At 73.2% G+C, this 14379-nt stretch carries 7 protein-coding genes; 1 reads left to right on the forward strand and 6 read right to left on the reverse strand.

Features of this window, described 5'->3' with window-relative positions:
- Positions 1-33 precede the first annotated feature (33 nt).
- Positions 34-1347 (forward strand): cation:proton antiporter, encoded by a 1314-nt coding sequence (locus tag ACSU6L_RS08955; protein ID WP_437055275.1) that lies wholly within the window; start codon positions 34-36, stop codon positions 1345-1347.
- Positions 1348-1436: 89 nt separating this feature from the next.
- Here the strand turns inward: ACSU6L_RS08955 and fxsT are convergent, their stop codons facing one another.
- The 6 genes from fxsT to ACSU6L_RS08985 form a co-directional block, all read right to left on the reverse strand.
- Positions 1437-5954 carry an FxSxx-COOH system tetratricopeptide repeat protein gene (gene fxsT, locus ACSU6L_RS08960; RefSeq protein WP_437055277.1) on the reverse strand — a complete coding sequence of 1506 codons (4518 nt, stop codon included), beginning with the start codon at positions 5952-5954 and terminating at the stop codon, positions 1437-1439.
- Between the two features lie 72 nt (positions 5955-6026).
- Positions 6027-7079: an AAA family ATPase gene (locus ACSU6L_RS08965; RefSeq protein WP_437055279.1), complete on the reverse strand. Its 1053-nt coding sequence runs from the start codon at positions 7077-7079 to the stop codon at positions 6027-6029.
- An 11-nt stretch (positions 7080-7090) separates the two neighbouring features.
- Entirely contained in the window at positions 7091-8623 is a 1533-nt protein-coding gene (locus ACSU6L_RS08970; RefSeq protein ID WP_437055281.1) for an effector-associated domain 2-containing protein, read from the reverse strand.
- 383 nt (positions 8624-9006) lie between these two features.
- Positions 9007-11556: a polynucleotide kinase-phosphatase gene (locus tag ACSU6L_RS08975; protein ID WP_437055283.1), complete on the reverse strand. Its 2550-nt coding sequence runs from the start codon at positions 11554-11556 to the stop codon at positions 9007-9009.
- Entirely contained in the window at positions 11553-13034 is a 1482-nt protein-coding gene (locus ACSU6L_RS08980) for a 3' terminal RNA ribose 2'-O-methyltransferase Hen1 (RefSeq protein ID WP_437055285.1), read from the reverse strand. The genes ACSU6L_RS08975 and ACSU6L_RS08980 overlap by 4 nt, the downstream gene beginning before the upstream one ends.
- 153 nt (positions 13035-13187) lie before the next feature.
- Positions 13188-14111: an LLM class F420-dependent oxidoreductase gene (locus tag ACSU6L_RS08985; protein WP_437055287.1), complete on the reverse strand. Its 924-nt coding sequence runs from the start codon at positions 14109-14111 to the stop codon at positions 13188-13190.
- Positions 14112-14379 lie beyond the last annotated feature (268 nt).

The following is a 14379-nucleotide window of genomic DNA, read 5'->3' on the forward strand; positions in this document are numbered from 1 at the left end:
ACCGCCCCGACGGCCGCACAGCGGGGAGACACCGTGAGCCCTGACGCGTTGATCGCGCATGTCGTAGGAGCCTCGGCCCTGATCCTGGTGGCCGCCCACGTCGGCGGCTGGCTGGCCCGGCGCCTGAAACAGCCGTACATCGTCGGCCAGTTGGCGGCTGGCATCGCGCTCGGCCCCACCGTGCTCGGCGCGCTGGCGCCGGGCGCGTACGACGCGCTGTTCCCCGACGCTGTCGGACCGGCGCTGACGGGCTTCGCGCAGTTCTCGCTCGTGGTCTTCCTGTTCCTGGTGGGGTACGAGCTCGATCTGAAGCTGCTCGGCGACCGGGCCCGCACCGCGGTGATCACGGCGGTGGCCGCGTTCGTCGTGCCCATGGCCGTGGGCAGCGGCTGTGCGCTGCTGTTCCAGGACTGGCTGCACGGACTGGGCATGCCCCGGCACCTCACGCCCTCCATGGTGGTCTTCGCGGGGATAGCGCTGTCCATCACGGCGGTGCCGGTGCTGACCGCCATCGTGCGGGAGAACGGGCTCGCGTCGACCGTCCCCGGAGTGGTCGCGATGTCCGCCGCCGGACTGCTCGACGTGATCGGCTGGACGGTGCTCGCCGGGACGCTGCTGGACAGCGGGCACGACCAGTCGCTCGGCTGGGCGTGGCGGGCGCTGCTCGCCGTCGGGTTCACCGCGCTGATGCTGGTCGGTGGCCGGCCGCTGCTGCGGCGGCTGCTGTGGCGGACCCGGCTGGAGCCCTCGCTGCGGCTGGCGCTGCTCATCGGGTTCGCGCTGGGGTCGGCGTGGGTGACGCACGCGCTGGGACTGCATGTGATCTTCGGTGCGCTGCTCGCGGGGGTCGTGGTGCCGCGCGAGCGGGGCGGCAGGCTCGATCCGGACCTGGTCCGGCCGCTGCACGACGTCGGTTCGCTGCTGCTGCCGTTCTTCTTCGTGATCTCGGGCCAGTCGGTCACCTTGCGGGGCGTGGACGGCGCGGGCTGGCTGACCCTGCTGGTGGTGACCGTGCTGGCCGTGGTCACCAAGGTCGGCAGCGGCTCCGTGGCGGCGCGGCTGACCGGCCTGGGCCGGCATGACGCGCGCACGGTGGGCGTGCTGCTGAGCGCCCGCGGCCTGACCGAGCTGATCGCCCTGAACGCCGGCCACCAGGCGGGTCTGCTGAGCGCGCCGCTGTACACGGTGCTGGTCTTCATGGCCCTGGCGACGACGCTGCTCACGCAGCCCATGCTGTATCTGGTCGGCCGTCTCGCCGCCCGCGAGCCCGACCGGGGGCCGGTGCTGCCTGTGGAGCCCGCTCCCGCTCCGCAGCAGGCCCCCGCCCCGGCTCCCGAAGTGAGCTGACCGCCACGGCGGCCCGCCGCCGCCCCGCCGCCCGCCGCGCTTCCAGCGGCGGGCGGCGGGGCGGCGGTCACCGCGGTCAGCCGTCCGGGCTACAGCGGCATCGGCGCCAGGTCGCACTCGATCCGGCGGCGCTGACGGGCCGCCAGCAGCCAGGGGTGGTCGGACCGTACGACCCGCTGGAAGCCCTCGACCGCCTTGCGCTGGAGTTCGTCCGCCTCCGCGACGCGGCCCAGTCCGCGCAGGTCGAGGGCGAGGTTCGCGGTGCAGGCCAGGGTCAGCGGGTGACTGGCGCCAGCGACCTCCGCCAGCAGCGGCAGGTTGGCCTCGTCGAGTGCCCGCGCGCCTTCGAAGTCCAGACGCGCGTACACCGTGTTGGCCTGGCCCAGCGCCACGGTCAGCGTCACCACGTACCGGTCCCCCAGCGTCTCGGTGAGCCGTCGGGCCGCCTCGTCCTCCAGTTCCTGCGCGGCGTCGAGGTCGCCGAGCGCGCGCAGGGTGGCCGCCAGGTTGGCCTTGGCCATCTGCGTGTACGCGTGGTGCTCGCCCAGCCGGGCCGCGTAGCGGCGCGCGGCGTCCTCGCCCAGCGCCCGGGACCGTTCGAGTTCCCCGGCGAGACGCTGGTCGACGCAGAGGTTGACCTCCGTGGCGAGGGAGTCGGCGTGGTCGACCCCGTACCGGGCGGTGAAGCGCCGCAGCGTCTCCTCGCTCAGCTTGGCCGCCTCCGCGAGCGCCCCGTCGCGGCGCCGGCAGACCGCGAGGTTGCGGGCGATGCGCAGGGTGAGCGGGTGTTCCTCGCCGAAAGTGCTCCGCGCGCGCCGGTAGACGTCCTCCTGGAAGTCGCGGGCGCCCGGGTAGTCGCCGCCCTCCCGCATGTCGACCGCGAGCACGTTGAGGGTGTTGAGGGTGAAGTAGCTGGTGGGGCCGTACAGCAGCTCGCGCTGCCGTGCGGTCTCCTGGTTCAGCGGCAGGGCCTCGCGGAAGTCGCCGGACAGGGTCAGGTCGACGCCCCAGCTGTGGGCACCGCGCAGGGTGGTCGGGTCGTCGGGGCCGAACAGCGACCGGGCCAGCTCGGTGGCCTCCTTGCCCAGGTCCCGGGCTTCGTAGAACAGGCCCTGGTAGCGGTGCGCGTCGGACATCTCGACGAGCCCGTCGATGAGTTCCTCCGGCTCGACGTCGATACGGCGGGAGACCTCCAGGGCCCGCTCGGTGATCGGGATGGACTCGGCGATCTGCCCGATCTGGCGCAGCAGGAAGGCGAAGGACTTCGCCATGCGGATGACGAAGATGTCCTCCTCGCCGGAGGAGGCGAGCCAGGCGGTCCACACCTGCTGGCCGTAGTTCGCGGCGCCTTCGTGGTCGCCCCAGACGTAGAGGAACAGCACGGTCTCGAAGACCAGCTCGCGCACGAACCGGTCGGTGCTGGTCAGCGCCTGTGAGGCGAGCACGTGGGGCAGCAGCGCCTGGTAGGCGCGCCATTCGGCGGAGGAGCCGTAGTTGCCGGGTTTGGCCGCCGACAGCAGCTGGTGCGCGCCGTTGCGCATCCGCTCGCGCTCCTCGGGGTCCAGCTTGCCGAGGAGCACGGTCTGGAGCAGACGGTGCATCTGGAGAGTGTCGGACCGCGGGTCGACCTTGATCAGGGAGAACTGGCTGAGGTCGCGGATGGCTCGGTTCAGTTTGATCGGCTCGCGCAGCAGCGGGTCGACCTCCGGGCTGATGTTGATGCCGCGGCTGGCGCGCAGCATGGACCTCGGGATGGGCTCGGGGGCCATGCTGGCGCAGATGTCGAGCAGTTGCCGGGCGCCGGGGTTGTTCTCCTGGATCCGTTCCAGGGAGATGTCCCAGGCGGCGGCGACGGACACCTGGTAGTCGGGCGCCGGTTCGAGTTCGAGGATCTCGGGGCTGCGCTGTTCGAGCAGTTCGAGGTATTCGTCGACGAGCATTCCGGTCACCGCGCGCCAGGCGCCGGCCTGCTCCACCGCGAGCGGCAGGTCGCCGAGGGCCTCGGCGAGCCGGTTGGCGTCCTCGGTGGACAGGTCGGGCGAGCGCTTCTGCAGCAGCTCGATCGACTCCTCGCGTTCGAACACGTTGACCGACAGCGGTGTGGCCACGCGTTCCCAGGCCCGGTTCCGGGAGGTGACGATGACCTTCCCCGGCCCGCTGGTGGGGAAGTAGTTGCGCACCGCCTCGACGTCCTCGGCGTTGTCGAAGACGAGCAGCCAGTTGTCGTACGGTGCTCCGCTGCGCAGGGCCTCCAGGACGGCGGGCACGGCCGTGTTGGCGGTGGGGGCGCCCTCCTGGCCGGCCGGGGCGACGCCCATCTGCGCGGCGAGCGTGGTCAGCGCCGCGAGGATCAGCGATTCCCGCTCGGCCGGGATCCAGCAGATCACCTTGTACTCGTGCAGGTGGGTGTAGATGTACTCCAGCGCCAGCTGCGACTTGCCTACTCCGCCGAGGCCGTGCAACGCGTGCGGCAGCACGGCCGCCGTGTCCCGGGCGCTCAGTTGCTCCTCCACGGCCCTCAGCAGCGCCTGGCGGCCGACGAACGAGTTGTTCCGCAAGGGAACGTTCACCAGAAGGGCCGGCGTTGCGGTCGTGGTGCTCTGCATGAGCGGCTCAGCCTCCGGGGCTTCTTGTGGGGTCGCTTCGGTTACCGGGCTCGGCACAGGTTCTCCAGGTGGATCAGGGGGATCAGGGGGATCGGGCACGTTCGCCCCTGAATCACTGCCTGATCCACCGCCGGATGATCCCTCGCCGCCGTGGTGGTTCACCTCACCGGGTGCAATTCCGGACAAACCGGAGTATGTGCCTGCCTGCACCCGTTCGGATGGCTCGGAGGCGGCCCGGTCGAGGTTGGGCTCGATCCGTTTCGCGCGTTCGGAGTACGGCCCCGACAGCGCGCGCATGACGGCCAGTTCGCTGCGCACCCAGGCCCGCTCGGACGGGTCGGGCAGCCGCGCGCCCACCGGGTCGCGGAGCGCGGCGCGCAGCGCGACCCCGCGCTCGCCGGCCGCGGGCAGCTCCCCGACCAGGCTGACGGTGCGGGCGAGTTGGGTGCGGGTGGTGGCGGCGAGCAGCGCCTCGCGCACCCCTTCGGCGAACTCGGGGCGCCCTTCGGCGCCGCTGTCCCAGTCGATCAGCCCGCCCATCAGGATCTCGGCGAGGTGGTCCGGGCCGGTCTCCGGCATGGTGCGCCGGCGCAGCTGCTCCACGAGGTCGAAGTCGAAGGGCACGGCCGCGAGTTGGGTGGCCAGGCGGCGTGCGGCGGGGGTGGCGAGGGTGAAGAAGCGGCGTACGGCGCCGGCGGCGGCGCGCGGGAGGCGCGGCGCGCGCAGTCCGGGCGCGGGCGCGCCCTTGGTGAGGGTGCCGGCGAGGACGACCGGCAGGGCGCGGCGCACTCCGCGGTCGCCGGTGACGAGGTCCGCCCAGGCGGCCAGCGAACCGGGCTTCAGGGACAGCACCGGCACCGGCACGGAACCGTCGCCCGCGTCGGGCAGCGGCCGCAGCGGGTCGGGGCCGCCGGGCGGCGCCCAGTGGCCGAGGCCCCGGTTGGCGGCGCCGAATCCCCCCGCTTCCAGGACGGCCTGGTGGGGGTAGAGCGAGGTGCGGTGGCGCAGATGGGGTGGCAGCAGGTGCACCAGGGCGGTGGGCCCCGCCTGGGCGAGGCGGCCGAGGAGGGCGTCGGCGGCGGGCGCGGCCCAGCCGTGCGCGAGTCCGTCGGTGACGACGAGGAAGACCCGGCCGCCGCGGCCGTCGAGGAGTTCGGCGGGGTCGGTGGGGGCGCGGCCGGTGCCCCAGCGCAGGGTGGCGTTCCCGGTGCGCGGCACGTCCACCCGGACCGCGCGCACCCCGCGGAAGGCGCCGCTGTGCTCGGCGGCCTCGGTGAGGCGGGCGGTGGTGTCCTCCCAGATCCGCATGGTGGGGGCGTCGTCGACGAGCAGCACCAGGTCGAACGCGGAGGCCCGGGCGGGGCGCAGGAAGGGCATCCACATGCCGTCGACGACCCCCTGCTCGGCGGTGGTCTCCTCGTCCAGTTCCAGGGTGTCGCGGGAGGGCACACGCCGGGCCAGCCGGTGCAGGGCGCGGGCGAGCAGGGCAGTCGGCCGGCCGGGCGAGGCCGGCGCGGTCTCGGTGTCGGGCAGCAGCGGGCGCGCCACGTGCAGGGTGAGCGGCCCCTCGGGGTCGGGGACGGGTAACCGGCGCCCGGCTCCGGCGGGCGAGGACCCGGCGGGAGGCATCGGCCTTTCCCGGGGCGACAGCGGGCCGGGGTCGCGCGGCCGGCGCACGTCCGGGGCCGGGGCGGGGTCGGGGGCGGGCTGCCCGGCGGGGGGTTCGGTGTCGTCGGCCGGGGGTGTGCGGGGGCGCGCGGCGTCCTCGGCGACGGGGCCCTCGGGGCGTGCCTCGCCGCCGCCCTCGCGCCCCGGTGCGGCCGGGCCGCCGTGCCGGTCCCAGTAGGCGGCGAGCCAGACGGCGTCGGCGATCTCCTGCCAGCGCGGGGGGAGTTCCGCCTCGGCGGACGGCTGCGGAAGGCCTGGGGAGTCGCGCTCCGGGGTGTCGCGCAGCGCCCCTCCGTCCTCACTCGCGAACTCGTCTGACTCGGGGTACGCCACAGGAGGCGACGAGCCCGAGGCGGGGCCACTGTCGCCGAGTCCGGATGCGCGCTCCCTGGGAAAGCCGTTCATTCAGCGGCCCTTCGCGAGGTCGCGGAGGAGCATTTCCACGAGCTTACGCCCGTGACCGTCGCCCTGGAAACCACCCGCCGTAGTCATATGGACAGCGTTCAGTAGCTGGTCCAGGGAGTGGGTGCCCCCGGCCTGGACCCGCTGGACGAACAGTTTCACCAGGTCTTCGGTGCCCTCGGGGCGCGCCCCGAGGTGCCCTTCCACCATGGCCAGAAGTTGCTCCCGGGTGGGCACGCGCATCTCCAGCGGGAGACAGCGCCTGCGGAAGGCCGCCGGGAACTCACGCTCCCCGTTGCTGGTGATCACCACGACCGGGAACTCCCGGCACTCGACGCGCCCGTCGCGCACCACGGCGTGGCCGCCGGGGTCGCCGGTGTGGACGCGGGCGACCTCCGCGGCGTCTCGCACCAGTTCCGGGACGTCATAGCTTCCGTTCTCCAGGACGTGCAGCAGGTCGTTCGGCAGGTCTATGTCGCTCTTGTCGAGTTCGTCGACGAGGAGCACCCGGGGACGATCGTAGGGCAGAAGCGCGGTGCCGAGCGGCCCCAGAGTGATGAAGTCACCGAGCGCCGGGGGGAGTTGAGCCTCGCTGTCCTCGGACTCGACCGCGGCGGCCTCCCCCAGTCCCGCCTGCCAGGCGGCGATGGCCTGGGCGCGGCCCATCGCGTCGTGGCTGTAGAGGCCGTCGCGCAGGGTGGTGCGGCTGACCACGTTCCACTCCAGGACCCGGCCCAGCCCCAGCTCACGGGCGATCACATAGGCGAGCGTGGACTTGCCGACGCCGGGCGGGCCGGTGATCAGCAGCGGGCGGCGCAGCAGCAGGGCGGCGTTGACGGTGTCGATCTCGTCCTGGCCGAGTTGCGGGGTGATCTCGCCGGGGCCGAGGCGGCGCTCGGCGGCCTCCGGGTCGTCCGGCGGGGCGGGCTGCAGCGGTCCGCCGCGGAACCGGCGCCAGGGCGGCGGCTCGGGCAGGGCCGGCGGCACCTCGGGCGCCCGGCCGGTGGCGTGGAAGATGCGCCAGCCGCCTGGTTCCGTGTGCTCCTGCACGGTCATGCCGGTGCCTCCTAGCTGGCCAGGTCGTCGTGGTCGGTGGGCTGGATGTCGACCGGGCGGGTCGGATCATCCCAGAAGAAGGCGATATGCCGGCCCAGCAGATGCGGCTGGCTGTCGACTTGGGCCTTCTGGCGGAGGCGGTGGATGGCCCGCGGGATCTGCGCCGACGTCGGCACGGACGCGAAGACGGCCGTGACCACTTCCCTGCGCTCCGCCACGAACACCCCCCTGCGGTCCCAGACCGCGAGCCCTATGCCCTCCGCTATGGCCGCCTTCAGCGCCTCCCGGGCGAAGGAGTCGGCCGGTGCGTCCAACACCACCGCCGTATGTCTGGCTTCCCCGGCGAGGGCGATCTGCCACGCGTCGAGCCGCTGCGCGTCCGGTTCGCTCCACCCGTGCACGGTGACGCCGTGCTGCCGCAGGGCGCGCCAGCGCTCCCGCCACTGGTGCCGGACCAGGACGTCGTCGGTACGCATGCGCTCCAGACTGCGTAGATGGACCCCGTACTTCACGCCGAGCGGGAGTGGACGCCCGTCACCGGAGCGCAGCCGTAATCCGGCCACATCGTGGTTGAGGAGGTCGTACGGGAGGACGAACTCGATGTACGGCGGTGGCTGCTCGCGTCCGCCGGGGTCGGGGGCCCACTGGGCGGCCCAGAGCCGGGCTCCCTGCTGGAGCGCGCACTCCACGGCCGCGCCGAGGCCTTCCAGGGTGGTGACGACGGGCTCCTCGGGCTGCGGGTCCCAGTATCCGGTGACCGTGTTGAGCCAGGTGCGGACGACGACCTCGCCGGAGCCGTCGCGGGCGGGCTCGACGGCGATGATCAGACAGCGGGGGATGTCGGTGTCGGCCGGGCCGGCGGGGCGCTCGGCGCGGCGCCGGCGCACCGCGTCCGCCAGTCCGGCGCGCTGCGCCCAGCCGTCGACCCAGACGGTGAGCGCGGCACGGTGGGTGGGGGTGAGCCGGGCGGCGTGGTCGAGGAGGAGCACGGCGGGCGGCAGTCCGTCGGGCTGGGCGTTCCACTCGAGGACATGGGTGAACAGCTGTTCCGGGGTGAGCCCCGCGGGCAGCTGGAGGCCGTTGAGGTCGCCGACCAGGCCGTCGCGCAGGCGTCGGGCGGAGATCTCGCCCTGGGCTCTGGCCAATAACGCGCGGGCGGTGCTCTCGTCCTGGGCGGAGAGCGGGCCGGGCAGCTTCAGGGCGGGTGGGGCGGCGGCCTCGATGAGCCGGTCGAACTCGGCGGCCGCGGCGGCGCCCTCGAAAATCCTCACCACCGTGACGAGTACGCGCTCGCCGTGTGGCGCGTTCAGCGCGGCGCGGGCCAGCGTCACCGCGTCCTCGCGCAGTTTGACGCCCCGGATGTCGACCTGCTTGGTCAGATGATCACCGAGGACCTCGGCGAACCTGATCCGCTCCTGCGGGTCGGCCGTACAGCCCAGCTCGCAGAGCGCGTCGGTCAGCCGTAAGAGAAGTTCCAGGCCCCGGGCGCGCGCGTCATCGTCGTCCGGTTCGCCCGCTGTGCCCAGTCCCGCGCCTGTCCGCACCGACTTTCCCCCTGAGTCGGTATGCCTGCCTGACCGACCAGCGAAGTTAGCACGGCAACCAGCGGTTAACCAGGGACGAATGGGACCGGGCGGGGCGGGAACGGCGGGTCGGCCGAGATCGCCCCCTTACGGAGGCGACCTGGCCGGAATCCACCGTCGCCGGGTACGGATCCGGACGTCCGCTAGGGGGTGTCTCGTCGATCAGGCCGGATCAGGGAGCGGCGCCTGGTGCCGTGCGTCGCAAGGCGGAGGAGGGAGCCGATGCGATGGGGGTCCCCCCTGCTCGAGCGGAGCCGAGAGCTTGGGGGAATCGGTGACCGACGACAACGCGGCGAGGCACGGTGCCAGGCGCCGCGAGCCCGGCATGATCGGCGAGACGCCCCCTAGAGCCGCGGGTCCACGGGCTCCGACTCCAGTGCGAGCACCCCGAACACGGCTTCGTGGACCCGCCACAGCGGCTCGCCGTCCGCCAGCCGGTCCAGGGCCTCCAGGCCGAGCGCGTACTCGCGGATGGCCAGCGACCGCTTGTGGTTCAGGAACCGCTGCCGGAGCCGGTCGAGGTTGTCCGGGCGGGTGTACTCGGGGCCGTAGACGATCCGCAGGTACTCCCGTCCGCGGACCTTCACGCCGGGCTGCACCAGCCGCCCCTTCTCGTCGCGGACGAGCGCGCCGACCGGCTTGACGACCATGCCCTCGCCGCCGCGTCCGGTCATCTCCAGCCACCAGTCGACACCCGCCTGCACCGACTCGGGGTCGGCGGTGTCGACGTACAGCCGCCGGGTGGTCTGCAGCAGTCCGGTGCCGTCGTGCTCGACGAGCCGGTCCAGCAGGGCCAGCTGCTCGTCGTGCGGCAGCCCGGCGAGGCTGCGCCCTCGCACGGCGAGGATCTGGAACGGGGCCAGGCGGACACCCTCCAGGCCGTCGGTGCCCCAGCAGTAGCGCCGGTAGGCCTCGGTGAACGCGGCCGCGCCGGCGGCCCGCTCGCGCTGCCGTTCCAGCAGCCCGCCCGTGTCGACCCCGCGGGCCGCGGCGCCCTCCAGGGCGGCCAGGACGCCGGGGAACACCGCGCCGGACGCGGCGCCGACCGCGGCGTACTGGCTGCGCAGCAGCCCGGACGCCTTCAGCGACCACGGCATCAGCTCGGCGTCGAGCAGCAGCCAGTCCGTGTCGAGTCCGGTCCACAGCCCGGCGGCGCCGATCGCCTCGCGCAGCCGGCCGAGGATCGCCTCGGTGGTCGTGTCGTCGTCGAAGAAGGGGCGACCGGTGCGGGTGTAGAGGGATCCGGTGGGGCCGTCCACCCCGAAGCGCTTCCTCGCGGCCTCCGCGTCCTTGCACACCAGCACGACCGCCCGCGAGCCCATGTGCTTCTCCTCGCACACGACCCGCGCGACGCCGTCTCGGGCGTACTGCGCGAACGCCTCCACCGGGTGCTCCAGGTAGCCCTCGGCCGTGCTGGTGGCCGTCGGCGCCATGGTCGGCGGGAGGTACGGCAGCAGCCTGGGGTCGATCGCGAAGCGGCTCATGACCTCCAGCGCGGCGGCCCCGTTCTCCTCGCGCACGGAGACGCGGCCCGCGTGCCGGGTCTCCACGACCCGCCGGCCCTGCACGTCGGCCAGGTCCAGCGGCCGCCCGTCGTGCCCGCCGGGCGCCTCGCTGCGCAGCGGCTTCACCGGCTCGTACCAGACCCGCTCCGCCGGTACGTCGACCAGCTCCCGCTCCGGCCAGCGCAGCGCCGTGAGCTTGCCGCCGAAGACGGCGCCGGTGTCCAGGCAGATCGTGTTGTTGAGCCAGGTGGCCTCCGGCACCGGGGTGTGGCCGTAGACGACGGCCGCGCGGCCCCGGTAGTCCTCGGCCCACGGGTAACGCACCGGCAGCCCGAACTCGTCCGTCTCGCCGGTGGTCTCGCCGTACAGGGCGTGCGAGCGGACCCGGCCGGAGGTGCGGCCGTGGTACTTCTCCGGCAGACCGGCGTGGCAGACCACCAGCCGGCCGCCGTCCAGCACGTAGTGGCTGACGAGGCCGTCGATGAACTCCCGCACCTCGCGCGCGAACTCCTCGCTCTCGCCCTCCATCTGCGCGATGGTCTCGGCGAGCCCGTGGGTCTGCTGGACCTTGCGGCCCTTGAGGTGGCGGCCGTACTTGTTCTCGTGGTTGCCGGGCACGCACAGCGCGTTGCCGGACTTCACCATGGACATCACCCGGCGCAGCACGCCGGGGCTGTCCGGGCCGCGGTCGACCAGGTCGCCGACGAAGACGGCGGTACGGCCGTCGGGGTGCACGCCGTCGGCATAGCCCAGCTTGCCGAGCAGCGCCTCCAGTTCGGCGGAGCAGCCGTGGATGTCGCCGATGATGTCGAACGGGCCGGTGAGGTGCGTCAGGTCGTTGAACCGCTTCTCGGTGACGACGGTGGCGTGCTCGACCTCCTCGGCGCCGCGCAGCACATGCACCTTGCGGAAGCCCTCCCGCTCCAGGTGCCGCAGCGAGCGGCGCAGTTCGCGGGTGTGCCGCTGGATGACCCGGCGCGGCATGTCGGCCCGGTCGGTGCGGGCCGCGTTGCGCTCGGCGCAGACCTCCTCGGGCACGTCGAGCACGATGGCTATCGGCAGTACGTCGTGCTGCTTGGCCAGGTCGATCAGCTGCCGCCGGGACTCCTTCTGCACGCTGGTGGCGTCCACGACCGTGCGGCGGCCGGCGGCGAGCCGCTTGCCGGCGATGTAGTGCAGGACGTCGAAGGCGTCCTTGCTGGCGCTCTGGTCGTTCTCGTCGTCGGCGACCAGGCCGCGGCAGAAGTCGGAGGAGATCACCTCGGTGGGCTTGAAGTGCCTGCGGGCGAACGTGGACTTGCCGGAGCCGGAGGCGCCGATGAGGACGACGAGCGAGAGGTCGGTGACCGGCAGGGCCCGTGCCCTCGCGGTCGGGGTGGTCTCGGTCATGCCGCCTTCGCCTCCTTCTCCTTCTCGTGCGGGGTGGTGGTGTCCAAGGTGAACACGGCCATCTGGGTCGGCGGCCCGACCTCGGGGTCGTCCGGTCCGACGGGGCGGAACCCGACCGTGTAACCGTGCCGTGCGGCGACCGCCTCGGCCCAGGCGCGGAACTCCCGCCGGGTCCACTCGAAGCGGTGGTCGCGGTGCCGGACGTGGCCGGCCGGGAGAGATTCCCAGCGGACGTTGTACTCGGCGTTCGGGGTGGTCACGAGGACCGTGCGGGGGCGGGCGGCGCCGAACACGGCGTACTCCAGGGCGGGCAGCCGGGGCAGGTCCAGGTGCTCGATGACCTCGCTGAGCACGGCGGCGTCGTAGCCCTTGAGCCGGCGGTCCGTGTAGGCGAGCGAGCCCTGGAAGAGCTTCACCCGGGAGGCGAGCCGCTCCCCCATGCGGTCCAGCTTCAGCCGCCGGGAGGCGATGGTGAGCGCGCGCACCGACACGTCGACGCCGACGATCTCGGTGAACCGGGTGTCCTTCAGCAGGGCCTGCACCAGGTGGCCCTCGCCGCAGCCCAGGTCCAGGACGCGGGCGGCGGCGGACTCGCTGAGCGCCGCGACGATCGCCTCCCGGCGCTGCACGGCGAGCGGGGTCGGCTTCTCCTCGGTCGCGGTCTCCGCCGCGACGGCGTTGTCGATCGTCTCGACCTCGCTGTCGTCGGTCTCGGCCAGCCGCACCAGCTCCAGGCGGTTCATCGCCTCGCGGGTCAGCGACCAGCGGCGGGTGAGATAGCGGCTCGTGATCAGCTTCTGCTCGGGGTGTTCGGCCAGCCAGCCCTCGCCGACCCGCAGCAGCTTGTCGACCTCGTCGGAGGCCACCCAGTAGTGCTTGGCGTCGTCGAGGACGGGCAGCAGGACGTACAGCTGGCGCAGGGCCTCGGCGACCGTGCGGCTCTCCGACTCCAGGGTCAGCCGCACATAGCGGGAGTCGCCCCACTCGGGGAAATCGGTGTCCAGGGCTATGGCCTCCGCGGTGACCGTCCAGCCCAGCGGCTCGAAGAGCCGGCGGACCAGGTCGGGGCCGCCGCGGGCGGGCAGCGCGGGCACCTCCACGCGCAGCGGACGGGCCTGCTCCGGCAGTTCGGGCCGGGCGTGGCACACCCCGCGCATCGCGCTGGAGAACACGGCGCCGATCGCCACCGCGAGCAGCGAGGACGCGGCGTACGGGCGGTCGTTGACGTACTGCGCGAGCGCCGCGTCGGGGGCGCCGCCGCGGCCCTTGCCCTTGCCGCGCCGGACCAGTGCCACCGCGTCCACCTCCAGCAGCAGCGCCGCCGTGCACCGCTGGTCGTCGGCCTCCGGGTAGAGGACGTGCGCGGTGCCGTACGAGGTGGAGAACGCCTGCGCCTTCCCAGGATGCTTGTGCAGCAGGTAACCGAGGTCGGTCGCCGGGCGTTCGGGGGTGCCGGTGGTACTGATCGTCAGGAACATACGGAGGGCCTCTCCGACGGGCCGAAGGGTCAGGGGACGCCGTACGCGAAAGCCCCCAGGGTGGTGATCCCGGGGGCTTCGGCAGGACGACCGTCACACCATCGCACACACGGCCGGACCTGCGCCTTCGGTTATTCCCGTCCCGTGAGCGGGTCAGGACAGCTGCGACTGGACCTCGGCGGAGATCAGCTCCAGGTGGTCCAGGTCGTCCAGGTCGAGGATCTGGAGGTAGACGCGCTCGCAGCCGATCGCCGCGTAGCGGCCGATCTTGTCGACCACCTCGGCCGGGGAGCCGGCCAGGCCGTTCAGCTTCAGCTCGTCGACCTCGCGGCCGATCGCGGCGGCACGGCGGGCGACCTCCTGGTCGTCCCGGCCGACGCAGACCACGAGGGCGTTGGAGTAGGTGAGGTCGCCGGGGGCGCGGCCGGCCTCCTCGGCGGCGGCGCGCACCCGGCCGAACTGGCGCTCGCTGTCCTCGACCGAGGCGAACGGGATGTTGAACTCGTCGGCGTAGCGGGCGGCCAGCCGCGGGGTGCGGGTGGCGCCGTGGCCGCCGATGAGGACGGGGACCTTGGACTGGGCCGGCTTGGGCAGGGCGGGCGAGTTGGTGAGGTCGTAGTAGGTGCCGTGGAAGTCGAAGGTCTTGCCGACCTCCGTGGCCCACAGCCCGGTGACGATCGCCAGCTGCTCCTCGAGGCGGGCGAACTTCTCCTTCGGGAAGGGGATGCCGTACGCCGTGTGCTCCTCCTCGAACCAGCCCGCGCCGAGGCCCAGCTCGACCCGGCCGCCGGACATCTGGTCGACCTGCGCGACCTGGATGGCGAGCACGCCGGGGAGGCGGAAGGTGCCGGCGGTCATCAGGGTGCCGAGGCGGATCCGCTTGGTCTCACGGGCGAGACCGGCGAGGGTGACCCAGGCGTCGGTGGGCCCGGGGAGTCCGTCGACGGCCCCCATCTTCAGGTAGTGGTCGGAACGGAAGAACGCGTCGAACCCCAGATCCTCGGTGGCCTTCGCCACGGTGAGCAGGGTGTCGTAGGTGGCGCCCTGCTGGGGTTCGGTGAAGATTCGAAGATCCATGCCTCCATCCTGCCTCCCACGGATTCGGGCGGGGTGGTCCGGGGCCCAGGGAGGCGCCGGCGGGCCGTGCGCGCCACGGGCCGTGCGTGCCACGGGCCGTGCGCGCCACGGTGGGCGCCCGCACGCGGGTGTTCGGCCGTGCGCGCCCGGCCGGGTCATCCCCAGGGGGTGAAATACGTCAACCCCGGGGCGGGGGCGCGCCCGGCCAGTGACCTGGTCAGATGATGATCGTTGGCTCGGGCGGAGCCGGACCGCCCGGCACCCGCAC

Origin of the sequence: Streptomyces sp. enrichment culture, assembly GCF_964272855.1 — a bacterium.
Classification (GTDB): Bacteria; Actinomycetota; Actinomycetes; order Streptomycetales; family Streptomycetaceae; genus Streptomyces.